This is a genomic window from Azospirillum sp. P4_B5 (genome assembly GCF_056402275.1).
Genome location: NZ_JBFUHT010000017.1, coordinates 30,786 through 53,342 on the forward strand (window position 1 = coordinate 30,786; position 22,557 = coordinate 53,342).

Consider the following 22,557-nt stretch of genomic DNA (forward strand, 5'->3'; position numbering starts at 1 on the left):
CATGACTCCTGGAAAATGTCCGGCCGGCACTCTACCGGTTCGGTGGAAGAGCGTCCACCGCCGCCAACACGCCCGCCGCGTCCATGTCGGCGAAGGACGGCCGGTGGTGGACGGCCATGCGCGGTCCGTTGGCCTGGATGGGGACCGACGCGTCGCAGTACAGCCCCAGCGTCGGGCAGCCGACGGATGCCACCAGATGGGTGGGGCCGGTGTCGTTGCCGATCGCCGCCCAGGCCCGGCGGGCCAACCCGGCGATCTCCGGCACGCTGGTGCGGCTGGTCAGGTCCACGGCCTGTGGACAGGCGGCGGCGATGGCCCGCGCGAGGTCCGCTTCGATGGCCGTGCCCAGGACGACCGGCGTGATGCCGCGCGCCGCCAGAGCGCGCGCCAGTTCGCCATAGCGCTCGACCGGCCAGCGCTTGTCGGGCCGCCCGGGGGAGGAGCCGGGAATCAGCAGCGCGTAGGGCGCGGCGATGCCGAACCCGCCGATGTCGGCGTCGAGCCAGGACAGGTCCGGCACCGCGTCCGGCACGATGCCGAAGGGCGCCAACTGCCGGGTGTAGCGCTCGATCACCGGCACCTTGCGGCGCCCCGGATACTGATCGCGGTGCGAGGCGCCCCAGGCCGTGCCCGACCATTCCGGCCAGGGACCGGGGGCCAGCAGCCAGAAGTAGCGGTCAGTGCGCCGCTGCGCCTGGAGGTCGTAGACCCGGTCGAAACGCCCGGCGCGCAGCAGGCGGCGGACGCGCCGATAGGCCCCGAGCGACCGCTCCCGCGGGTCCTCCAGAACCTCGTCGAACAGGCCGCTGAGACAGGCGAGCGGAGCCAGGGACGGCAGGGTCAGCAGCGCCAGATGGTCGGCGGCGTGGTGCCGCCGGATGGCCGAGAAGGCGGTCTGGGCCAGGAAGAAGTCGCCGAAGGCCCCCAGCTTGATGACCAGGACGCGGCGGGGTTCGTTGCCGCTCTCCACCGTCATTCTCCCCCCGCCGGCGTGCGCGCGGCCAGGCGGAGCATCAGGCCGGCGGCCAGCATGCCGCCCATCCACCACGCCTGCCAGATGCCGTAGGCCGTGCTCGCCATCGCCAGCGCGGACGCGAAGAGGGCCAGCGCGAAGGGTTGCAGCCGCCGTTCCAGCCGCCCCGTGCCGAGCAGCAGAAGCAGCGCCGCCGCCAGGGCCAGCACGGCGCCGAAAGCGCCAAGCTCCAGCCAGACCTGCAGGAAGGCGTTGTGGGGGTGCAGCGGCAGCAGGCTGTCGGTCAGCGTGCCGAAGCGGGACACCGCCCCCTCCGGCTCCAGCGCGCGGGAAGCGTCGATGCCCTGTCCGAAGATGGGCGTCTCCAGCGCCCGGCTGGCGGCCATGCCCCAAATCTCCACCCGGTGCTGGGCGGACCGGAACAGCCAGTCGGCACCGTCCAGGTTCAGCACGCGGTCGAACAGCAGCACCAGCGGCAGCACAAAGGCAAAGGCCACCCCCAGCACCGCCGCCAGCACCCCGCGGACAAGCCGCGGCGACCAGACAGCCAACGCGAAGGCCACCCCGCCGACGGCAATGCCCAGCATGGCCGACCGGCTGGTCAGCAGCAGGCAGGCCGCCGCGAAGACCGCGGGAAGTGCGACGGCCAACCCCCGCCTCCCGGCCCGGTCGAGCGCCATCGCCGCCGGCCAGACCAGCAGGCAGAGCAGAACCGCCGTGCGCTTGGGCACGTTGGTCTCGGCGATCTCCACGCCCGCCGGCACATGGTTCCACCAGCGGTGCAGCGGGAAATCCAGCGCCGCCTCCACGGCGAACAGCAGGACGCCGGCGAACACGCCCACCAGGAACAGGCCGGTCAGCCGCCGCGCCTCCACCCCCGGCAGGGAGGACATCCACGCCCCGCCGGCCAGCGCGCCGAAGCCGATGTAGCCGATCTCCACCACCGTCAGGCCGGCGCGCGGCGATGGGCTCCACAGGATGGAAAGAGAGGCCAGGACCAGGAAGGCGAGAACCACCGCCGTGCCGGGCATCGCCCGTTGCAGCCGCCCCAGGGCGCCGCGGCGGGCCAGGCCAGCCAGCCCGATCAGCGCGATCAGGATGGCCCAGACCGGCAAACCGCGCGGCGCCATGGCGGCCAACGGGCCGAGCGCCGCGACCGCCACACCGGCCAGACCCGCCAGGATCGCGTCGGGTATTCCCCGTGCGGAGTCGCGCTGTGACAAGGGGAAGGCCATGAGATCTCGCGTCCGTGAGGCACGGCGCGGCTTAACAGATGCCCCGTGCGAAAGCAACGGGAACGGGCCGGGGGATTTTTCGGCCCCCCGGCTCCCCGTTGTACCGCGATCAGGCGGTCCGCACCTTGTTCAGGAAGCCCTGCACCTCGGAGCGCAGATGGTCGGCCTGCCGGGCCAGCGTGCGGCTGGCGCTCAGGACCGCGTCGGCGGCGCCCCCGGTCTTGGTGGCGGCGTTGGTCACTTCGGCGATGTGGTGCATCACCTCCTGCGTGCCCTCGGCGGCCTGGTTGACGTTCTGGGCGATCTCGCGGGTGGCGAGACCCTGCTGCTCCATGGCGCGGGCGATCTCGGTGACCGTGCTGCTGATGGTCCCGACCGCGTCGGAGATGGTGCGGATGGCGCCCACCGCCCCGCCCGTCGCCGCCTGCATCTGCGCCACTTGGTTGGAGATCTCCTCGGTCGCCTTGGCGGTCTGGCCGGCGAGGTTCTTGACCTCGGTCGCCACCACGGCGAAACCCTTTCCGGCTTCTCCGGCCCGCGCCGCCTCGATGGTCGCGTTGAGGGCCAGCAGATTGGTCTGTTCGGCGATCTCGCCGATCAGGTCCACCACCTGCCCGATGCGTTGCGCCGCCTCGGCCAGACCTTCGACGATGCCGTTGGTCTCGGTCGCCTTGGCCGCCGCCCCAACCGCCACCTGCGAGCTGCTGTTGAGCTGGCGGGAGATCTCGGCGATGGACGAGGACAGCTCCTCCGCCGCCGCGGCGACGGTCTGCACGTTGCTGGACGCCTGCTCCGACGCCGCGGCGACGGCGCTCGACTTGGCGGTGGTCAGGGCGGCGTCGGACGACATCTCCTGCGCGTCGCGGCCCAGGTTGCCGGCGGACTCGGTCAGCGACAGCACGACGCCCGACACCGCCTGTTCGAAACCGTTGGCGAACTCGTTCATGGTGCGGCGGCGGTCGGCGTCGATCTGCCGGCGCATCTCCTCCCGCTCGCCCTCCATGCGCTGCATCTCCAGGGCGTTCTCCTTGAAGACGCTGAGCGCGTCGGCGATGGCGCGCAACTCGTCCTTGCGGTCGCCGCCGGGGATGTCCACCGTCAGGTCGCCCTCGGCCAGCCGTCCCATCGCCTTGGTCATGGCGTGCATCGGGTGGGTGATGGCGCGGTCGATGATCCACGCCATCACCATGCCCAGCGCCAGCGCCACGGCGGCGCCGATGATGATGATCAGCTCCGCCCCGCTGCGCCCGTTCTCGCGGTCGTCGCGCTGGATGGAGACGAGACGGGCCACCTGCTCGCTGACGTCGCCCGCAGCCTTGGCCATGGTCCTGGAGGCCGTGCGCTGGCTCTCGCTGGTGGTGACGAGGGCGGCGAACTCCCTGTCGAAGGCCTGGGCCGCCTCGGTGATGGCGGCGATCAGCGCGCGGCCTTCCGAATCGACCAGCACGGCCCCGGCCTGGGTGGCGAGCGCCAGCGTCTCCTTCACCGCGCCATGCACCCGCGCACCGGCATCGTCCCCGTTCATCAGGATGAAGTCGCGCTGCCCCAGCATCGCGGATTGAGCACCCTGGATCAGACGCATGGCGATGCCGCGCAGTTGGACAGCCTCGTTCACCTCGCTCTGGGCGAAGTTCGCGGCCTCCTGCAACGCGCTGGAGACCATCGCCTGATTCTCCTGCATCTCGTGGGCGAGATTCTGGATCTCATGGGCATGGCGATCCAGCGCCTGGATGCGGCCGCTGGCCGAATCGCCGGCGCCTTCGGCGCCGGTTTGCTCGAACACCATCCGGTAGGCGCCGGCGATGGTGACGATCCGCTGGGCCAACTCCTCGTCGTTGGTGCCGACGAGATCCTTCTCGATGGTCTCGGCGTTGGCCAGCAGGGCGGCGATGGCCTCCCCGGCGGCGGCCATGGTGGCGGGGTTGCGGGTGTGCGCGAAGTCGGACTGGAGTCGCCGCGCCTCCAGCACCATCTCGATCAGCCGGTCGGCGCGGTCGGAGGTGTCGCGGCTCTGCCGCACGGCGTGCTCCGCGTCCTTCAGACTGACCATGTTCTGCTCGTAGCGGTCAGACTGCTGGTTACCGATCTTTTCCGCGATCTCCCGTAGGGCCTGGGCGCGCGTCTCCATGCTCTGGGTGCGGGCGCGGGCCTCCTTGTCCTGGGCAACGAAGTTGGCGAAGGCGCTGCGGTAGCCGGCGATGCCGGCCAGGATCTCGTCGACCAGCCGGATGCTGCCGGCGTCCTCAAGCGCGGACCGCGTGCCCTGCGCCTCGTCGCGCAGCCGGTCCAGCATGCCGGGCACATTGTCGGCGGCCTTGGAGTCGCGCTCGGTGACGAAGCGGGCTTCCTCGATCCGCACGGTTTTCAGCCGGGCATCCAGTTCGGCGGTGTGGGCCGCCAGATCGACGCGGCCGGCGTAGGTGCGCAGGCTGTTCCAGCCAACGAACGCCACCGCGACCGTCATCAGAAGGACCGCCGCAAAACCGAGCGCAATCCGCGTTCCAATCGTCATGAAATCGGGCTCCCCCGGATCGGACGGCCTCATACGCCGGCCGTCGTCATGCCTTTGTCGCTAAGGGATACATCAGAAAGGGTTAATTTCTGGTTTGATAAACGCAACTGGTATCACCGCTTCAGAACCGGTCCGGCATCCAAGGCGCTGGACCCGAGAAAAACAGCGCCGCCAGCGCCAACGCCTCCTCCCCTCCGCGCAGAAGACCAACCTGACGGAGAATGTGCGGCCCCTTGTGCCCGCCGTAGAGGGCGGCGAGGGCCGAGATGGACAGGGAAAGCACCGCTCCAGCCGCCTTTCCACCGCCGCCCGTCTTTTCCGGAACCCGGTCCAGGGCGGCCTTTCCATCGGACAGGCGCAACCGGAAAGTGCCGGAATTCTCAGGAATCATCGCATCCGTGACGTCAAGAATCAGCTCACCGGCAACCACAGGTGGATAGCCGCGGGCCTCCAAGGCGCGTCGAAGGTCGAGGATGCGCAACAGCCATTCGTCCCGAGCGTCGGCACGCGGACCGCTGTCCGACGCCATCAGGACCAATGGGTCGTCGGGCCCGCCGCGCCAGGAGACGCGGTCGACCTGCGCCCGGTAGCCGGCCAGGAACCTCTGCGCCAGCCGCACCGCTCGCGGGCTGAGCAGGCATAGATCCGCAACCACCAGCTTCCGGTCCGACGGAGGCGCCACCGCGACGTATCCTTCCACCCCCCTTGGACCACCCAAAGTGTAAACATCGGACGGAGCGCCGTCCGGACAGAGGGCGAAGCTCCACAGCCCCTCATTGCGCTCCACCAGACCGTTGGCGGTGGTGAGCAGGCTGCGGCGTAGCGCCGCAAGCTGGCTGGCGTCGCTCGCGTCGGTTCGACGAATCCACCCGTCCTCCGGCGGCGGCCCGGCGGCCAGGGCGGCCGGCGGCGCGCTCCAGTCGAAGGACACCCCGCCCCGCCCGAATCCCAGGCGGGTGTAGACCGGCAGGGTCGCCGGATAAAGCACCGACAGCGCGGCGCCCCCGGCCCGCGCCTCCTCCAGCAGACTGCGCATCAGCGCGGTGCCGTAGCCGCGCCCGCGCTCCGCCGGATCGACCGCCACCGCCGCCACGCCGCAGGACGGCACCGCGCGCCCGCCGAACCACTGATCCATCGGCCAGACGGCGGCGCAGGCGACGAGTTGACCGGTGCTTCCGGCCTCCGGCCCGGCGCGCAGTCCGCGCATCACGTCCGGCCCGAACAACTCCACCGACCGGTCGAAATACTCGCGGGGGATGCCGAAGCCCTGGCGAACCAGGGCCGCGGCGTCCGCCCGCTCCTCGGGCAGAAGGGGGCCGAAGCCCCCGGTCACAGCGGTCACACCTTCGCTCCGTTCAGCGCGCGGGCCTGATCGCGCAGCACGTATTTCTGGATCTTGCCGGTCGAGGTCTTCGGCAGGGCGGTGAAGACGACCGTGCGCGGGCATTTGAAGTGGGCCAGATGCTCGCGGCAATAGGCGATCACCTCGGCTTCCGTCAGCTGCTTGCCCTCCTTCACGGTGACGAAGGCGCAGGGAGTCTCGCCCCACTTCTCGTCCGGGCGGGCGACCACGGCGGCCTCGACGATGTCCGGATGCTTGTAGAGCACCGATTCGACCTCGATGGTCGAGATGTTCTCGCCGCCGGAAATGATGATGTCCTTCGACCGGTCCTTCAGCTCGATGTAGCCGTCGGGATGCCAGACGCCGAGGTCGCCGGTGTGGAACCAGCCGCCGGAGAAGGCCTCCTGCGTGGCCCTGGGGTTCTTCAGATAGCCCTTCATGACGGTGTTGCCGCGCATGAAGATCTCGCCCATCGTCACGCCGTCCTTGCGGGTCGGCTGGAGCGTGTTGGGGTCGGCGACCATCAGCCCTTCCAGCGTGGCGTAGTTCACGCCCTGCCGAGCCTTTAGCGCGGCGCGCTCCTCCAGCGGCAGGTCGTTCCAATGCTCGTGCCAAGCGCAGATGGTGACCGGACCGTAGACCTCGGTCAGGCCGTAGACGTGGGTGACGTCGAAGCCCAGCCGCTCGATCTTTTCGATCACCGCGGCGGGCGGGGCGGCGCCGGCGGTCATCATCTTCACGCCGGTCGGGATCTCCCTCTTCTGGTCCTCCGGCGCGTTGACGATCAGGCCCATGATGATGGGGGCGCCGCACATGTGGGTGACGCCGAGGTCGGCCAGGGCGTCGTAGATGCCCTTGGCGGTGATGGTGCGGACGCAAACGTTGGTGCCGGCCATGGCGGTGACCGTCCAGGGGAAGCACCAGCCGTTGCAGTGGAACATCGGCAGCGTCCACAGATAGACGGGATGGTGCGGCATCGCCCAGGTCAGCACGTTGCCCATGGCGTTCAGGTAGGCGCCGCGGTGGTGGTAGACGACGCCCTTGGGGTTGCCGGTGGTGCCGCTGGTGTAGTTGAGGGCGATGGCCTGCCATTCGTCGGCCGGCATCGGCCACTCGTAGGCCGGGTCGCCGGTCTCCAGGAATTGCTCGTAGGTCTGCTCGCCGATCAGTTCGCCGCCCTTGGCCTGCGGATCGTCGATGTCGATGACGATCGGGCGGCGCTTCGGCTCCAGCATGTGGACGGCCTTGGAGATGACGCTGGAGAACTCCCGGTCGGTCAGCAGGACCTTGGCCTCGCCATGCTCAAGGATGAAGGCCAGCGCCTCCGCGTCCAGGCGGATGTTCAGGGCGTTCAGCACCGCGCCGGTCATCGGCACGCCGAAATGCGCCTCGAAGGATTCCGGTGTGTTGGGGGCCATGACCGCGACCGTGTCGCCCAGCCCGATGCCCCGCTTGGCCAGGGCCGAGGCGAGGCGCACGCAGCGTTCGTAGGTCTCCGCCCAGGTTCGGCGGACCGGTCCGTGGATCACGGCGATGCGCTGCGGATAGACGGCGGCGGTGCGGCGCAGGAACGAGAGCGGCGACAGCGGTACCGCGTTGGCGGCGTTCTGGTCGAGGTCGGTCTCGTACGGGTTATGCCGGGCGTCAGTCACGGGGGGCCTCCCTGATGCGTCTCTGTTCAAGAACTCGTTGGGATGAGTCTTGCCAGAGAATCCAGAGGCTTGGAAGAGGGGTGGCCCGGCGATGCGCGGTCATGCCGCGCTGCGGCATCCTGCCCGGTTGACCGGATCGCTCCGCGCGCGGTCAGCCCTTGCGGACGGCTTCGACCCGACCGCCGGTGATGGCGACGAGTTGCGCCGGGGTCAGACGGAAGACCGCGTTGGGCGTACCGGCGGCAGCCCAGATCGCGTCGAGGCCCATCAGGTCGGCGTCGATCAGGACCAGCGGTGGCACGGCGTGGCCGATGGGCGGCACTCCGCCGATGGCGAAGCCGGTGCTCTCGCGGACGAAGTCCGGATCGGCCCGTTCGATCCTCTCGCCGATCAGCCGGCCCACCGCCTTCTCGTCCACACGGTTGGCCCCGCTGGCCACCACCAGCACCGGACGGCCGCTGTCTTTCGCGCGGAAGATCAGGGACTTGGCGATCTGCGCCACGGCGCAGCCCACAGCGTTCGCGGCGTCCTCCGAGGTGCGGGTGCTGCCCTCATGCTCGACCACGCTGTGGCCATGGCCGAACCCGTCCAGCAAGGCCTGGACCCGTTGGGCGGTGGGGCTGAGGGCGGCCATGGCGCCTTACTTCGCCAGTTCGCGGGAACGGTTCGCGGCGGCGGCGACGGCGCGGTCGAGCAGCGGCTGCATCCCATCCCCGGCCATCAGGACGTCGAGCGCCGCCTGGGTGGTGCCGTTGGGGCTGGTCACCGCTTTGCGCAGGTCGGCGGCGGCGGTCGGGGACTGGTGGAGCAGTTCGCCCGCCCCCGCAACGGTGGCCCGCGCCAGACGCATGGCAAGCGCGGCGGGCAGCCCGGCGGCCTCGCCGGCCTTCGCCATGGCCTCGACCATCAGGAAGACGTAGGCCGGGCCGCTGCCCGAGACGGCGGTCACCGGATCGAGAAGCGACTCGTCCTCCACCCAGGCCACGTCGCCGACCGCGCGCAGCAGCGAATCGCACAGCGCCTTCTGCGCTTCGGTCACCACCGGGTTGCCGACGGCGACGGTCATGCCGCGGCCGATGGCGGCGGGCGTGTTGGGCATGGAGCGGACGATGGCCGCCCCCTCCCCCAGCGCCGATTCGAAGGAGGCGATGGTCTTGCCGGCGGCGACGGAGAGGAACACCGTGCCGGGACGGACGAGCGCCCGGTAGGCCGGCAGGACCGCGTCCATCACCTGCGGCTTGACGGCCAGAACGACGACATCCGGTGCGAAGCCGGCTGGCACGGCGTCCGGGCCGCTCGCCAGGACGACGGCGGGGTTGCCGCGCAGGGCCTCCGGCAGTCCGGACGGCTCCACCACGGCGACGCTGGACACGATGCCGGCCTTCAGCCAGCCGTCGAGCATCGCGCCGCCCATCTTGCCGCAGCCGGCCAGAAGCAACGTGCACCCCTGCGTCATAACGCTCACGCCTCCCCGGCGGTGTCGAGGATGGCGGCGGACACCGCCTCCGACGCGGACTTGCCGCCCCAGATCACGAACTGGAAGGCGGGGTAGAAGCGCTCGCACTCCGACAGGGCGATCTCGACGAGGTCCTCGAGCTGCTCCACCGTCGCGCCGCGCGAACCGCGCAGCAGCATGGTCTGGCGGAACATCGGGGTGTGCTCCTCGGAGCAGACGTCGAAATGGCCCAGCCACATGCGTGCGTTCACCTCCGCCAGCAGATCGTTGACCGAGGACCGGCGCGCCGCCGGGACCTTCATGTCGAACTGGCAGGAGAACTGCATCGCGCTGACGTCGGACTGCCAGACGAAATAGAGCCGGTAATCGCACCAGCGCCCGCCGATCTCGACGATCAGCTCGTCCTCGCCGGCCCGCTCGAAGGGCCATTCGTTGGCGGTGACGATCTCCTCGACGATGTCCAGGGGATTGTGCGCGGATGAGGGGGTGTCGACGGCAACAGCCGACATGTCGGCGTCCTCCTGTAAAGGCGCGGTGGACGGAACCGCCCCGGGGCCGGTCCGCCTTTCCGCAAGAAGGGGAAGCCCCGAGATGTTGTGGCTGGCAGACGGATGGGTACCACCCGATGCACCGTGCCAAAAGGGTCTGGCCGGCGCAACTGGTTTTCGGCGGTGCATCCGTGAAGGATCGGAGACGGGACGGAGGGCCGGATCAGACCGGCCCGGTGCCCCCTCCGGCGATGGGACCGACAGGGGGAGCGGCGGCGCCCGCCGCCGGCTTCGGTTCGCGTCCGGCCTGCAGGCCGGCCACCGCAGCCTCCAGCGCGGCGAGCCGCTCGGCCATCGCCTCCTGCTCCTCGCGGGCCTTGGCGGCCATGGCGCGGACGGCCTCGTACTCCTCGCGGCTCACCACGTCCATCCGCGACAGAACGCGCTCGAACTGCTGGCGCATCTGCGCCTCAGCTTCCTCGCGCAGGGACGACAGCGCGCCGAGCGCGCCACCCGCAACGCGGGCCAGATCGTCCAAAATCTTATTGTCCACCTGCATCGACTCAAAATCCGCTTCTTGTCTGTCGCATTATGGGACCCGCCCCATAGAACTTCAACGGGCTTGGACGCGATGCGTCACGCGCGTCCACACTCTCAACGCCGCAGACCATCGATCAGCCCCTTCAACAGCGCGTCCGGCTTCGGAGCGTTGCCGCCGCCGGGAATCGGCAGATCCTTCGGCACCACCTTGTTCAGCAGCCCCTCGGCGGCGCGGCGGGCGAAATACTCCTGCACCTCCTGCATTTCGAAGGAGCGGGTGGGCTTGTCGAGCGCGCCGGTCATGCGGACGGTCAGCGGCGGTAAAGACTGGTCGGACTGCACGGTCAGGCGGACGCGCATGTCGATGGTCTGCGCCGGGAGGTTGACCTGCCCCGCCGCCACCGCCTCGCCCAGATCGGAGGTCAGGCGCGTGTCCTCCGTGCGCGCCACGCCCTTGTCGATGGCGAAGCTGCCGTCCAGCCGGGCGAAGCGGGTCTCGCCGCCCTGAAGCCCGCCCATCACCGCGCCCAGCAGCTCCTGCGGACGCTCCAGCTTGGTCAGCCGGTCGCGCAGGGCGCCCAGGTCGAAGCCGCGCAGCAAGCCGTCGCGGGCGCTGATCCGGCCCTGACCGGCCAGCGCCTTGAGCATGGCGTCGCCGCCGGCCCCGCTGGTCGTCAGGTTGGCCTCGGCGTCCAGCACGCCCCCGGCGATCTCCAGCGCTCCGCCGCCCAGCCCGCCGCCCGCCGCCTCGGCCAGCTTGGCCTTGGACAGAGTGATGGTGGCCTCGGCGGTCGGCGTCTGGTTGCCCGGCGCGGCGAGCCGCCCCGTCGCGCCGAGCTGGCCGCCCATCAGGGTGCCGTCGAACCGCTCCACCGTGAGCACGCCGTTGGTCACCGTGGCTCGCAGGGCCGGATTCTCGATCCGCGTGCCGCCCTTGACGAGGGCGGAGGATGTCAGCGCGAAGCGCCCGTCGAAGCGGCGCAGCCCGCTGAAATCCCCCGTCGCTGCGGCGGGCGCACCCGGCGACGCGTCGGCCGCCGGTGAGGCGCCGCCTGCGGGACGGGACGCCGCCGCGGGGAGCGCCGCCAGCCGGTCCAGCTCCAGATCGCCGGTTTGCAGGTCGGCCTCCACCCGCGGCTTGCTGCCGTTCAGATCGGCGCTGGCCTTGCCCTTGACCGTGATACCGGCCAGAACGCCCTGGATGTTGCCCAACGTGAAGGCCTTCCGCGTCCCCGCCAGCTCCGTGTAGAGGTCCATCGGGCCATAGGACCCGGACACCCCGTCGTCGGCGAACAGGCCGGCCAGCCGGGCCAACTCCGGATGCTTGGCGCGCAGCTTCAGGTCAACGGAGGGATTCTTTTCGACGTTCAGCAGCGTGCCGCCCGCCTCCAGCGAAGCGTCGGCCACCTCCGCGCCCAACTCGACCGCCAGACGCTCGGCGTCGCCCGACAGGCGCGCCTGAGCCTTCACCGCGCCCAGCCGCTCCGGCGCGGGGACGCCCTTCGGCCAGGGAACGGCGCGCGCCACCCCTTCCAGGCTGGCGGCCTCGGCGTTCAGCGTCAGATGCGCGCCGCGCAGCGGCTCCAGCCCGGCGATCTGCCCGTCCAGGCGGAGCTTCACCCCGGCGGCGTCCTGCACCGTCGCTTCCTTGATCGACAGGGCGCCGCCCGCGGCGGTGGCGTCGAGCCGCAGCCCCTGGACCGGCGTGTTGCGGACGGTCAACTGCCCGACCGACAATTCCAGGTTCGCGTCGACGCCGGCCAGCAGCCGGGCCGGCGTCATCGAGGAACGCCCGTTGCGCGCGGGTGCCTGGGCCGCGCCGTTGGTGGAAGCGGGGGCTGCGGCGTTGCCAGCGGCGGCTCCAGTCCCGCTGTTGGCGGCAGGAACGGCCTGCGGCCCGCCTTCGCCACCCGGCTGAGGCAGATAGGCGTCGAGATTGAGCCGGTCGAGGTCGAGCCGCGCGCCGAAGGCGGGCCGCCCGCGGTCCACGTAGGCGACGGCGCCGGTCAGGCGGCTGGCGTCCACCCGCAGGTCCAACCCGTTCACGTCCAGCCGCCCGGGCCGCCCCTGCAACTGCGCGGCGACCGACGCCCGGCGCAGCCGGTCCGCCGGAACGGCGCGGACGTCCACCCGCAGCCATTCCAGCACGGCGCGCAGGTTGTCGGCGTTCGCCTCCATCCGCAGATTGAGGTTCGGCTGACCGTTGGCCGCCGCCAGCTCTCCCGCCGCCACGATGTCGGAGCCGCCGGGCAGCAGCGCGCTGAAGCGGTCGATGTTCAGCGTGCCGCCGGTCAGGCTGGCCTCCACCCGCCCTTGGCGGATGACGCCGCCGTTGTAGGTGATGCCGTCCACCGCGAGGTCGAGCTTGGCGTCCAAAGCCTCCGGCAGGGCGAATCCTCCGGGCTGGGCCGCATCGCCGGACGGGGCATTGGACGGCGCGTTCCGGCCCGCGGCTCCGTTGCGGACGGCCGGCTGGCTGCCGGTGTCCGACGCGGCGTTGCCCGAACCGGCGCGGTCCATCCAGGCGTCGAGGTCGAGCCGGTTCAGGGCCAGCGTCAGTTCCGCCCTTGCCGGCGTTCCGCTGCGCAGGGTCGCCGTGCCGGTGGCGCGCGTGTCGCCGAGCTGCGCCTCCAGATTGGTGAAGCTCGCCCCGGTCGGGGACGCCTCGACCGCCGTCCGGATGCCGAAGGACTGGGCGAGCAGCGCGTTGGCCTTCTTGCCCTCGCCGGCCGCCGAGCCGTTGCGAACCAGAGCCAGCGCGCGGGACAGGTCGCTGCCCTCGGCGCGCAGATCGCCCTGGGCGCGCGATCCGCCGTTGCCCGGCGGGTTGGTCACGATTCCGGCGAAGCGCAGCGTGGCGTCGGTGTCGGCCATGGACAACGCCGCCCGGACCTGGACGGCGGCGCCGTCGATCAGACGGCTGACGAACATCTCCCCGCGCAGCGGCACGCCGCGCGTCCGGAAACTGCCCTGCCCCTGGAACGGCCCGGTGAAGCTGCCGGCGACGATCCGCGCGTCGATCTGGTCGATCACCTCCGACTGAGCGGTGCGGGCGTCGCGGTATCGGATGGTGCCGTTCTGCACCGTCACCTGATCGAAGCTGACCGCCGAGGCCAGCCCATCGCCCGATCCGCCCGGTCCGGTGCCCGCCGTGCGGCCGGCGCCGGCGCCCGACAGATCCCAGTTGAAGCGCCCGTCGGGCAGCGTCTCGAACAGGAAGGTCGGGTCGATCAGCTTGATGCTCTGCACCTGGATGTGGCCGCTGAGCAGCGGGCCGAGGGCCACGCGGACGTCCAGCTCCTTCAGGCGGGCCATATCCTGCTCGGACCCGCCGGGCGCGTTGGCCAGCCGGGCGTCGCGCACCGTCAGCGCCGGGGCCGGCAGCAGGGACAGCCCGATGTCGCCCTTCAGCTCCACCTTGCGGCCCGTGGCGGCGGACACCTTGTCCGCGATCTGGGCCTTGTAGGCGTTCCAGTCGACCACGCTCGGCACAATCAGCACCGCGGCCACCAGCAGGCCCAACAGAATCAGCGCCGCGATCAGGAGTTTCTTCACCGGTTGCCCCGCCTTCCCCACCGTTCGGCTGTTAAGTCGCCGTATTCCTGCCACAAGATGTCCGCCTCAAGCCGCGGGAATCCCCAGCGCACGCTCCGGTCTTCCGGGTGGCACGGGGTTCCGCTAAACTATCGTCCCGAAAGAAAACAAGCAATTTGGGCATTCCAACGGCCGAGTTGCCCAAAAGACGATATGCCCCGCCCTCAGGAGACGCGCCCCATGGCCGATGTCGTAAACCTGAACCGCTTCCGGAAGATGCGCCAGAAGGAAGAGCGCGAAAAATCCGCCGAGGAGAACCGCGTCCGCTTCGGGCGCACCAAGGCCGAGAAGCTGCGCGACCGTCAGGACGCCGAGCGCCGAAAGGCGGATCTCGACGGCAAGAAGGTTGACGGCGAGACGGCTGACGGCGAGACGGTCGACGGCAAAAAGGCCGGCGAGTGACGGCCAAGCCCGTGCTTTGGTATCGCTTTTGTGACAATTAGGTATTCAAACAATTCGTCCGTAAGACAATCTGGAACGCTGCGGACCGCTTTGCTACACTCCTCCCTCACGAGAGGCGCAATGGGCAAAGGGGAGGACCATCATTATGGTCGACATGTCGTCTCACCGCGGTGCGTCCCAATTTCATCGGCCGGTCCGGCGCAAGGAACCCTCCGAATTCCACAAGCCGGCACCCTATCTTCCGCGAATCCGCAGCGTCGACGTCGACCGCCCCTGGGTGTGGCTGAGCGCCGGCTGGCGCGACATGTGCGCCAGCCCGATGATCAGCGCCGCCTACGGCCTGCTGGCGGTCCTGTCCAGCCTCGCGCTGGTGGCGGTGCTGTCGATGCAGGACATGCAGTATCTGGTGCTGCCGATGGCGGCGGGCTTCATGCTGCTGGGACCGGTCTTCGCCGTCGGTCTCTACGAGACCAGCCGCCTGCTGGAGCGGGGGGAGACGCCGACCCTGATGAAGGTCGCCGGGGCCTACCGCCGCAACGGCGTGCAGATCGCCGGGATCGGGCTGGCGCTGATGCTGGCCATGCTGGCCTGGATCCGCATCGCCTTCCTGCTGTTCGCGCTGTTCTTCGCGACGGAGCCGCCGGCCTTCGACCAGCTCGTCGACCGCATCTTCTTCTCGGCCCAGACGATCCCGTTCCTGCTGACCGGCACCATCGTCGGCGGCGTCATCGCGACGGCGGTCTTCGCCATCAGCGTGGTGTCGATCCCGATGCTGCTGGACCGCGAGACCGACAGCTTCACCGCGATGGCGACCAGCGTCGCGGTGCTGCGCAAGAATCTTCGCACCATGGCCGGCTGGGCCTTCCTGATCGTGCTGTTCACCGCGGCCGGAATGGTCACCGGCTTCCTCGGCCTGGCGCTGGCCCTGCCGCTGATCGGCCACGCCTCCTGGCACTGCTACCGCGATCTGGTCGGCGCGGACTGATGTTCTACGGCCCGATGCCCCTCTCCCATCCCGGGCGAGGGGCTTTTCCCATCTTCAAGACGGTTTCTTGAAGAAGGCCTCCGCAGCGTTCTTCTGCGCCTCCTTGGCGGCGATGACGGCGCGGGCGCGGGCGATCTCGGCCTCCAGCCCGGCGATGTAGTCCTTCAACTCCGCCACGCCCAACGCGGTCAGGTCCTTCAAGACCGGCTTGGCCTTGCGCGGCTCCAGCTCGTCGATGTCCATAGGGCTTCTCCTCCCGTATCCACGCATCCCTGCCCCGCGCCGTCCGCTTCCCGCCCGTCGGAAAGGCCGGCGGGGCGTGCTTGTCAGCGCCGGTGCGGAATTCTAACTTTGGACGCTTGCGGACACAAACGGCCCGGCCGCCTGGATTGCAGATGACCGGATCGGCGCCGGATCGGTGGACGCCGCGTCAACGAGGAATGGGGAAGACACCATGGGCATCGCCCTGCCGGACAGCATGACCTGCGTGGAGATTTCGCAACCCGGCGGCCCGGAGGTCCTGCGCACCGTGCAGCGCCCCGCCCCGGTGCCAGGCCCCGGCGAGGTGCTGGTCGCGGTGGAGGCGGCGGGCGTCAACCGTCCGGACATGCTGCAGCGCCAGGGCCGCTACGACCCGCCGCCGGGCGCCTCCGACCTGCCCGGCCTGGAGATCGCCGGGCGCGTCGTCGCCCTGGGTGAAGGGGTGATGGATTGGGCGGCCGACGACGCGGTCTGCGCCCTGATCGCCGGCGGCGGCTATGCCCAGTATTGCGTGGTCCCGGCGCCGCAGCTCCTGCCCGTGCCGAAGGGCTATGGCATGGTCGAGGCCGCCGCCGTCCCGGAGACCTTCTTCACCGTCTGGACCAACGTGTTCGAGCGCGGCGCTCTGAAGCCCGGCGAGACGCTGCTGGTCCATGGCGGCTCCAGCGGCATCGGCACCACGGCGATCCAGCTTGCCAAGGCCTTCGGGGCCAAGGTCTTCACCACCGCCGGCAGCGCCGAGAAGTGCCGCGCCTGCGAGGAACTCGGCGCCGACCGCGCCATCGACTACAAGACCGAGGACTTCGCCGCGGTCATCCAGAAGGAGACCGGCGGGCGCGGCGTCGACGTGGTGCTGGACATGGTCGGCGGCGACTACATCGCCCGCGACATCGGCATCATGGCTCCGGACGGGCGGCACGTCTCCATCGCCTTCCTCCAGGGGCCGAAGGTCTCCATCAACATGTTCCCGGTGATGACCAAGCGCCTGACCCTCACCGGCTCCACCCTGCGCGCCCGCTCGGTCGAGGAGAAGGGACGCATCGCCGCCGCCCTGCGCGAGAAGGTCTGGCCGCTGCTGGAAGGCGGCACGGTCAAGCCGGTGATCCACAAGGTCTTCCCGCTGGAGCAGGCGGCCGAGGCGCACGCTCTGATGGAATCCAGCGCGCACATCGGCAAGATCGTCATGACGGTTGGCGGCTGACCGTCGCCGCACCCGCGAAACATTGGATTGCGAAGGGAGTTCCCCGGTTTCACAGCCGGGAATTCCCTTTCAAGCAATTTTTTCGCTTCATTCTTGTTCCCGGACAGCCGGGTGGGCTTGCTAAAGCGCGCCAAGACGGTTAGCAGAGGGATCGGTGTCCGGGTTTTCCCGGCCGCCTGCCCGAGCACGCTTACATCGACCGGTTCCGGCCCTATATGGAGGGCGAAGCTCGGGACCATCCGGTAAAGTATGGCCGATCGCGCCACCCGCCAGCGGGTGCGGTCGGGTTGGAGTTGTCAGGAGGGACGATGGCACTGCCCTTGATGCCGAAAGCGACGGCCGTCTGGCTGGTCGAGAACACATCCTTGACCTTCGAGCAGATCGCCGCCTTCTGCGGCCTGCATTCCCTGGAGGTCCAGGCCATCGCCGATGGCGAGGTGGCGGTCGGCATGGTCGGGCTGGACCCGGTGGCCAACGGTCAGTTGACCAAGGGCGAGATCGAACGCTGCGAGCGCAACCAGGATCTGCGCCTGAAGCTGCTGGTCCCCGACCTGCCGCTGCCGGCGGCGCGGTCCAAGGGGCCGCGCTACACCCCGATCACCAAGCGCGGCGACAAGCCGGACGCCATCGCCTGGCTGCTGAAGCACCATCCGGAGCTGTCGGACGCCCAGCTTTGCCGCCTGATCGGCACGACCAAGCCGACCATCGCGGCGGTCCGCGACCGCACGCACTGGAACGCCCCGAACATCAAGCCGCGCAACCCGGTGCTGCTCGGCCTGTGCACCCAGCGCGAGCTGGAGGAGGCCCTGGCCCTGGCCGTCCGCCGCGGCGGCGTCCCGCTGTCGCAAGAGGAGCGCGAGGCCCAGGACGGCGAGGACGGCTACGGCGACGAGTCGCCCTATTCGGAGCAGGAAGAGGCGCGCTGACGCCGCCTTCCCGGCCCCTCTCCCCCGGCGGGAGGGGGGCTTTTTGCTTTTATGCGCCGGGAGCGGCCCGTCCCTCCGCCCCCGGCGCCGGACCCGTGAAGAGGTCCATAGGACCGCGCTCTGGACGACGCCCGGCCCGCGCGCTACTTCTTCGGCATGACTGCACCCTCCCGTCTTGTCGTCGGCATCAGCGGAGCCTCGGGCGTGATCCTGGGCATCCGGCTGCTGTCCGTGCTGCGCCGGATCGGCGTCGAATCGCACCTCGTCGTCAGCCGCTCCGCCGAAGTCACCCTGGCCCATGAGACGGACATGAAGGTGGCGGAGCTGCGCGCTCTCGCCGACGTGTCCTACGCCGCCGCCGACATCGGCGCGGCCATCGCCAGCGGCAGCTTCCGCGCCATGGGCATGATCGTCGCCCCCTGCTCCGTCCGCACGATGAGCGAGATCGCCACGGGCGTGACCTCCACCCTGCTGACCCGCGCCGCCGACGTCACGCTGAAGGAGCGGCGTCCGCTGGTGCTGATGGTGCGCGAGACGCCGCTGCATCTGGGGCACCTGCGCACCATGACCCAGCTGGCCGAGATGGGCGCGGTGATCGCCCCGCCGGTCCCCGCCTTCTACAACCGCCCGCAGACCATCGACGATCTGGTGGACCACGCCGTTGGGCGGGCGCTCGATCTGTTCGGGCTGGACGCGGGCATCGTCCGCCGCTGGGGCGAGCCGGCGCCTGCGGAGGTTCTGGAAACATGACCCGGCCTGGGCTATACCGCATCCGCTAAATCCCGACCGAAGAGGGGTATCAGAACGATGCCACACACCCGCGACCAGGACGTTCCGATTCGTCAGCTTCTCGCCGGGATGAAAGGTTTCCGCGCCCGCTACTACGAGCGCCGGCCCGACAGCATGCGCCAGCTCGTCGAGGAGGGGCAGAAGCCGAAGATCCTGATGATCGGCTGCTCCGACAGCCGCGTCGATCCGGCGCTGCTCACCCAGGCGGAGCCGGGCGAGATGTTCGTCGTCCGCAACGTCGCCAACCTCGTCCCGCCCTACCAGCCGGACGGCAGCTACCACGGCACCTCGGCAGCCATCGAATACGCGGTGCGGGTGCTTCAGGTCAGCCACGTCATCGTCCTGGGCCACGCCCTGTGCGGCGGCATCCAGGGGCTGATCCGCCTGCGCAAGGGGGAGCCGGACCAGAACGACTTCGTGTCGCCCTGGGTGTCCATCGCCAGCGCGGCGCTCGATCCCTACATCCCGCCCGCCCAGGGGGAGACCGACGAGGAGCGGCGCAAGGCCGAGTTCGAGCGCCTTCAGCAGAAGCCCGACGTGATCGAGCGCGCCGCCGTTCGCACCTCGGTCGACAACCTGATGACCTTCCCCTTCGTCCGCGAGCGGGTGGAGGCCGGGACGCTGGAGCTGCACGGCTGGTGGTTCGACTTGGACAGCGGCGATTTGTGGGCCATCAACTCCCAGACCAAGATGTTCGAGCCGGTCGATTGAGGCCGGTCGATTGAAGGTGCCGGGTGGGCGAAAGCTGCCCAGCGGACGGTGAGGAGCCAAGTCCGCCGGGAAATTTCTGCCCATCCCATCGCCCTGAGGGCCGCACAAAGCCCCCTTTCGCCTTTTGGCACGACGGTTGCAGTTCTTTGCGCGGTGCGTTCCAACGGACGCGCGTCGACGGGAATGAGGCGGCCGGACCATGGGCATCACCACGATCTTCAACAATGGCGTTCTCGGGCTGACGGCGCAGAACCGCGCCCTGGGCACCATTTCGAACAACATCGCGAACGCCTCAACGTCCGGCTTCAAGGCGTCGGAAACCCAGTTCGCCGACTTCGTGCTGGGCGACCGCACCGGCAACAAGGACCCCGGCAACGGTGTGCGTGCCTTCGAGCGTCTGGACCACAGCGGCGGTACCGTCACCCAGACCGGCGTCACCACCAACGCGGCCATCGTCGGCAACGGCTTCTTCCTCGTCCAGGATCTGGATGCCCAGGCCGGCACGACCGCGACCGCCACCCAGACGAGCGACGATTCGGTCTTCCTGACGCGGTCCGGCGACTTCTCTCCCGACAAGGAAGGCCGTCTGGTGAACGGCGCCGGCAAGGCGCTGATGGGGTTCAAGCTCGACCCTGCCAGCGGCACCGGCTCCTTCGGCAGCCTGAGCAGCATGACTCCGGTCTCGCTGAGCGGGTTGCAGGACTACCGCGAAGCCTCGACCCAGGCGTCGCTGAATCTCAACCTGCCCTACGACCAGGAGCCGGTGACCGGTCCGATCACCACGGCGAACACCACTGGCGTCGTTCTGAACATGGTGGACAAGAACGGCGCCGACGGGGCGATGGCCCTGCGGTTCGTGAAGACCGGGCAGGCGGAGGACGGCACCTCGACGTGGCAGGTCTTCAACGCCGGCGTCATTGGCGCCGACGGCAAACCGGTGGGCAACGGCAACGTGAACGACCCCACCACGTGGCAATCGCTCGGCACGCTGAACTTCGCCCGCAATGGCACGCTGACCGGCGGCCCCACCGGCAGTCCGGCGACCCTGACGCTGAATCCCGGCGGCGATTTCGCCCAGACGACGCTGGATCTCGGTTCCTACGGGAAGATGACCAACTCCATCACCACCATCGCCGGCATGGATCTGGGAATCGTCCAGGGCAACAACGGCATCCGCGCCGGCACCTATCAGGGGGCGGAGCTGACCGAGGACGGCTTCGTCGCCGCCAACTTCCAGGGCGGTAAGCAGCGCTACATCTACCGCATCCCCGACGCGACGGTGATCAACCCGACCGATCTGGAAAGCGTGTCCGGCACCATGTTCCGGACCAGCGCCAATTCGGGCGCCATCCGCCTGAACTCCTTCGGCAACCTGACCAACGAGACCGGCACCAGCGCGCCGAAGACCGTCGGGGCGTCGCTGAGCACGGCCAGCGTCGAGGGCTCCAACGTCAAGATCGAGGAGCAGTTCACCACGCTGATCCAGGCGCAGCGCACCTACTCCGCCGCCTCCAAGCTGGTGTCCACCGCCGACGAGATGACCACGACGACGATCACGCTCAAGTCGTAAGAGCCGCGGCACGCAGCGCGTTGGCGACGCGCCCGGCCACCTCCGTCCAGTCGCCGACGCGCGTCTGGCGGAACAGGCGGGCGGTGGGGTACCAGGGGCTGTTGTCCCGGCCCAGCAGCCAGCGCCAATCCGGCGACAGCGGCAGCACCACCCAGACCGGCACCCCCAGCGCCCCGGCCAGATGGGCCGGCCCGGTGCAGGAGGAGATCACGAGGTCCAGGTTGGCCATGATCGCCGCGGTGTCGGCGAAATCGGCGATCTCCGGCCCGAGGTCGGTGAAGAAAGGCGGCATGTCCACCCCTTCCAGATCCTCCCGCCCCGGTCCCTTCTGAAGCCCGTAGAAGCGCACGCCCGGCACATCCAGAACGGACCGCAGCCCGGCCAGCCGGGGCGAACGCAGCGCGTCGCCGGGAAAGCGCGGGTTTCCCGCCCAGACCAGCCCGACCCGCAGCCCCGGTCCACCCGTCAGTTGGCCGTCCTCCAGCCGCTCGCTCCAGGCGGCGGCGCGTTGCGGGTCGGGGCGCAGATAGGGCACGGTGGCGGGCACATCGCCGAGGTTGGTCCCGAAGGCGCGCGGCAGGCTCATCAGCGGGCATTCCAGATCGAAGTCCGGCAACGGGTCGCCGCGGGCGATCAGCCGCTCCACCCCCGGCAGGCCCGACAGCACACTCATCAAGGGCGGCTGCACCTCCAGGATCACCCGCGCCCCGCGCTCCGCCACCAGCGGGACGTAGCGGACGAACTGCAGGGTGTCGCCCAACCCCTGCTCGGCGTAGAGCAGGATGGTGCGCCCGGCGATGTCGCCACCGGTCCAGGTGGGCTGGGCGAAGCGGCGCCAGGGCGGCTCCGCCCGTGTGTCGTGGCGGCGCCAGTCGAACTCCGGCCAGCCACCCTCGCAATCCCCGGCCAGCAGCCGGGCGAAGCCGCGGTTCCAGCGCATCCCGGCGTCACCGGGGCGCGCCTCCAGCACCCGGTCGAAGTCGGCCAGAGCCTCCACCGGCCGGGCCATGGCAAGCAGCGCACCACCGCGCGCCGCCCACAGGGACGGGCCGGAAAAGCCGTGCCTCTCGGCCGTGGCAAAGGCCTCCAGCGCCTCGTCGAAGCGGCCCTGCCCGGCGAGCAGCGACCCCAGATTTCCCCACGCCGCGCCATAGCCGCGGGCGAGGTTCAGCGCCCCCCGGTAGGCGGCCTCCGCCTCGTCCCAGCGCTTCTGCGCCGTACAGGCGGAGCCGAGCATCATCAGGGCCGCCGGCGACCCTGGCGCCAGCGCGGCGGCGCGACGGGCCGCGCGCTCCGCCTCCTCCGCCCGCTGTCCGGCCAGGGCCGTTTCGGCGAGGTTCACCAAGGCTTCCGCCGAGGCGGGGAGCAGCGCCAGCGCCCGCCGCGCCGAGCGGGCGGCCTCCGGCACCCGGTTCAGATCGCGCAGAGGGCCAGCCCGGCTGGCGTGGGCGTCGGCCAGCAACGGGTCCAGCCGCAGGGCGCGGGCATAGCCGGCCTCCGCCCCCGCCGCGTCACCCATGGTCTGAAGCGCGCCGGCCAAATTCGATTGCGCGCCCGCCGAGTCGGGGCGCAGCGCCAGCGACCGGCGGAGCAGGCGTTCCCCCTCCGCTGGACGGCCCGTCTGCGCGAGGAGCACGCCTAGGAACTGCGCGGCGTCGGGTTGTTCGGGGTCGGCCTCCAGAATTCGCCCATAGAGCGTCGCCGCCTCGGCCAGACGGCCTGACTGGTGATGGTCGATGGCGGCCAGAAGGGCCTCGATGATCGTCGCCATGGGAGGTGCCCGAGGGTGTGAGGGGTACCGGAGGCCGGTGAAACAGGCGGGGTCGCTGACGGATTGGTCACAAGTCCTGCCGTTCCCGCAACCCACCCACGAGAAGCCCTGCGTTGCATTTCACTTTTGCTAAAATTATGCTGCATCCA

The 22,557-nt window shown here is 70.0% G+C and carries 19 protein-coding genes; 7 read left to right on the plus strand and 12 right to left on the minus strand.

The genetic code is table 11. The features are described from left to right. Positions 1-31: 31 nt before the first annotated feature. The 10 genes from AC1DVI_RS14795 to AC1DVI_RS14840 all read right to left on the minus strand — a co-directional run bounded on the left by AC1DVI_RS14795 (position 32) and on the right by AC1DVI_RS14840 (position 13,753). Positions 32-976, minus strand: coding sequence for a glycosyltransferase family 9 protein (locus AC1DVI_RS14795; RefSeq protein ID WP_476958591.1), 945 nt, complete (start codon positions 974-976; stop codon positions 32-34). Further along, positions 973-2,208, minus strand: a complete 1,236-nt coding sequence (locus tag AC1DVI_RS14800; RefSeq protein WP_476958592.1) for an O-antigen ligase family protein — start codon at positions 2,206-2,208, stop codon at positions 973-975. The genes AC1DVI_RS14795 and AC1DVI_RS14800 overlap by 4 nt, the downstream gene beginning before the upstream one ends. 109 nt (positions 2,209-2,317) lie before the next feature. After that, on the minus strand, positions 2,318-4,720 hold the full coding sequence (locus AC1DVI_RS14805) for a methyl-accepting chemotaxis protein (protein WP_476958593.1): 2,403 nt from the start codon (positions 4,718-4,720) through the stop codon (positions 2,318-2,320). A 121-nt stretch (positions 4,721-4,841) separates the two neighbouring features. Then, the gene (locus AC1DVI_RS14810) at positions 4,842-6,062 is read right to left on the minus strand and encodes a GNAT family N-acetyltransferase (protein WP_476958594.1); all 1,221 of its coding nucleotides are present in this window, start codon (positions 6,060-6,062) and stop codon (positions 4,842-4,844) included. Continuing rightward, positions 6,059-7,714 (minus strand): acyl-CoA synthetase, encoded by a 1,656-nt coding sequence (locus AC1DVI_RS14815; RefSeq protein WP_476958595.1) that lies wholly within the window; start codon positions 7,712-7,714, stop codon positions 6,059-6,061. The genes AC1DVI_RS14810 and AC1DVI_RS14815 overlap by 4 nt, the downstream gene beginning before the upstream one ends. A gap of 151 nt (positions 7,715-7,865) precedes the next feature. Next, positions 7,866-8,348: a YbaK/EbsC family protein gene (locus AC1DVI_RS14820; protein WP_476958596.1), complete on the minus strand. Its 483-nt coding sequence runs from the start codon at positions 8,346-8,348 to the stop codon at positions 7,866-7,868. Positions 8,349-8,354: 6 nt separating this feature from the next. After that, positions 8,355-9,170, minus strand: coding sequence for a pyrroline-5-carboxylate reductase (proC, locus tag AC1DVI_RS14825; RefSeq protein WP_476958597.1), 816 nt, complete (start codon positions 9,168-9,170; stop codon positions 8,355-8,357). Between the two features lie 5 nt (positions 9,171-9,175). After that, positions 9,176-9,679: a type III secretion system chaperone family protein gene (locus tag AC1DVI_RS14830; protein ID WP_109068036.1), complete on the minus strand. Its 504-nt coding sequence runs from the start codon at positions 9,677-9,679 to the stop codon at positions 9,176-9,178. A 202-nt stretch (positions 9,680-9,881) separates the two neighbouring features. After that, positions 9,882-10,217 carry an accessory factor UbiK family protein gene (locus AC1DVI_RS14835; protein WP_476958598.1) on the minus strand — a complete coding sequence of 112 codons (336 nt, stop codon included), beginning with the start codon at positions 10,215-10,217 and terminating at the stop codon, positions 9,882-9,884. Positions 10,218-10,312: 95 nt separating this feature from the next. Continuing rightward, entirely contained in the window at positions 10,313-13,753 is a 3,441-nt protein-coding gene (locus tag AC1DVI_RS14840; protein WP_476958599.1) for an AsmA family protein, read from the minus strand. A gap of 219 nt (positions 13,754-13,972) precedes the next feature. Between AC1DVI_RS14840 and AC1DVI_RS14845 the strand changes: the two genes are divergently transcribed. Together AC1DVI_RS14845 and AC1DVI_RS14850 are read left to right on the plus strand one after the other, a co-directional pair. Then, positions 13,973-14,194, plus strand: coding sequence for a DUF4169 family protein (locus tag AC1DVI_RS14845; RefSeq protein WP_476958600.1), 222 nt, complete (start codon positions 13,973-13,975; stop codon positions 14,192-14,194). Positions 14,195-14,339: 145 nt separating this feature from the next. After that, on the plus strand, positions 14,340-15,179 hold the full coding sequence (locus AC1DVI_RS14850) for a DUF2189 domain-containing protein (RefSeq protein WP_149167419.1): 840 nt from the start codon (positions 14,340-14,342) through the stop codon (positions 15,177-15,179). 54 nt (positions 15,180-15,233) lie between these two features. Here the strand turns inward: AC1DVI_RS14850 and AC1DVI_RS14855 are convergent, their stop codons facing one another. Further along, a complete protein-coding gene (locus AC1DVI_RS14855; RefSeq protein WP_476958601.1) occupies positions 15,234-15,422 on the minus strand; it encodes a DUF1192 domain-containing protein in 189 nt (62 codons plus the stop codon). Between the two features lie 211 nt (positions 15,423-15,633). Here AC1DVI_RS14855 and AC1DVI_RS14860 point away from each other — a divergent pair, with 211 nt between their 5' ends. From AC1DVI_RS14860 to AC1DVI_RS14880, 5 genes are all read left to right on the plus strand, one after another. Next, positions 15,634-16,641, plus strand: a complete 1,008-nt coding sequence (locus tag AC1DVI_RS14860; protein WP_476958602.1) for an NAD(P)H-quinone oxidoreductase — start codon at positions 15,634-15,636, stop codon at positions 16,639-16,641. A gap of 308 nt (positions 16,642-16,949) precedes the next feature. After that, complete coding sequence (locus AC1DVI_RS14865; protein WP_014239918.1) at positions 16,950-17,567, plus strand: DUF1013 domain-containing protein; 618 nt, start codon at positions 16,950-16,952, stop codon at positions 17,565-17,567. A 156-nt stretch (positions 17,568-17,723) separates the two neighbouring features. Further along, a complete protein-coding gene (locus tag AC1DVI_RS14870) occupies positions 17,724-18,317 on the plus strand; it encodes a UbiX family flavin prenyltransferase (protein ID WP_476958603.1) in 594 nt (197 codons plus the stop codon). A 57-nt stretch (positions 18,318-18,374) separates the two neighbouring features. Further along, on the plus strand, positions 18,375-19,067 hold the full coding sequence (locus AC1DVI_RS14875; protein ID WP_149167422.1) for a carbonic anhydrase: 693 nt from the start codon (positions 18,375-18,377) through the stop codon (positions 19,065-19,067). A gap of 199 nt (positions 19,068-19,266) precedes the next feature. Continuing rightward, a complete protein-coding gene (locus AC1DVI_RS14880) occupies positions 19,267-20,637 on the plus strand; it encodes a flagellar hook-basal body complex protein (protein WP_476958604.1) in 1,371 nt (456 codons plus the stop codon). Here AC1DVI_RS14880 and AC1DVI_RS14885 read toward each other — a convergent pair. Then, positions 20,627-22,408: a tetratricopeptide repeat protein gene (locus AC1DVI_RS14885; protein ID WP_476958605.1), complete on the minus strand. Its 1,782-nt coding sequence runs from the start codon at positions 22,406-22,408 to the stop codon at positions 20,627-20,629. The two genes, AC1DVI_RS14880 and AC1DVI_RS14885, sit on opposite strands and share 11 nt — an antisense overlap. Positions 22,409-22,557 lie beyond the last annotated feature (149 nt).

Excerpts from the sequence above, each read along its gene's own strand:
- AC1DVI_RS14835 (WP_476958598.1), bottom strand. The coding sequence starts at position 10,217 with ATGCAGGTGGACAATAAGATTTTGGACGATCTGGCCCGCGTTGCGGGT.
- AC1DVI_RS14880 (WP_476958604.1), top strand. The coding sequence starts at position 19,267 with ATGGGCATCACCACGATCTTCAACAATGGCGTTCTCGGGCTGACGGCG.
- AC1DVI_RS14800 (WP_476958592.1), bottom strand. The coding sequence starts at position 2,208 with ATGGCCTTCCCCTTGTCACAGCGCGACTCCGCACGGGGAATACCCGAC.
- AC1DVI_RS14795 (WP_476958591.1), bottom strand. The coding sequence starts at position 976 with ATGACGGTGGAGAGCGGCAACGAACCCCGCCGCGTCCTGGTCATCAAG.
- AC1DVI_RS14875 (WP_149167422.1), top strand. The coding sequence starts at position 18,375 with ATGCCACACACCCGCGACCAGGACGTTCCGATTCGTCAGCTTCTCGCC.
- AC1DVI_RS14805 (WP_476958593.1), bottom strand. The coding sequence starts at position 4,720 with ATGACGATTGGAACGCGGATTGCGCTCGGTTTTGCGGCGGTCCTTCTG.
- AC1DVI_RS14850 (WP_149167419.1), top strand. The coding sequence starts at position 14,340 with ATGGTCGACATGTCGTCTCACCGCGGTGCGTCCCAATTTCATCGGCCG.
- AC1DVI_RS14870 (WP_476958603.1), top strand. The coding sequence starts at position 17,724 with ATGACTGCACCCTCCCGTCTTGTCGTCGGCATCAGCGGAGCCTCGGGC.
- AC1DVI_RS14820 (WP_476958596.1), bottom strand. The coding sequence starts at position 8,348 with ATGGCCGCCCTCAGCCCCACCGCCCAACGGGTCCAGGCCTTGCTGGAC.
- proC (WP_476958597.1), bottom strand. The coding sequence starts at position 9,170 with ATGACGCAGGGGTGCACGTTGCTTCTGGCCGGCTGCGGCAAGATGGGC.
- AC1DVI_RS14860 (WP_476958602.1), top strand. The coding sequence starts at position 15,634 with ATGGGCATCGCCCTGCCGGACAGCATGACCTGCGTGGAGATTTCGCAA.
- AC1DVI_RS14855 (WP_476958601.1), bottom strand. The coding sequence starts at position 15,422 with ATGGACATCGACGAGCTGGAGCCGCGCAAGGCCAAGCCGGTCTTGAAG.
- AC1DVI_RS14865 (WP_014239918.1), top strand. The coding sequence starts at position 16,950 with ATGGCACTGCCCTTGATGCCGAAAGCGACGGCCGTCTGGCTGGTCGAG.
- AC1DVI_RS14845 (WP_476958600.1), top strand. The coding sequence starts at position 13,973 with ATGGCCGATGTCGTAAACCTGAACCGCTTCCGGAAGATGCGCCAGAAG.
- AC1DVI_RS14885 (WP_476958605.1), bottom strand. The coding sequence starts at position 22,408 with ATGGCGACGATCATCGAGGCCCTTCTGGCCGCCATCGACCATCACCAG.
- AC1DVI_RS14830 (WP_109068036.1), bottom strand. The coding sequence starts at position 9,679 with ATGTCGGCTGTTGCCGTCGACACCCCCTCATCCGCGCACAATCCCCTG.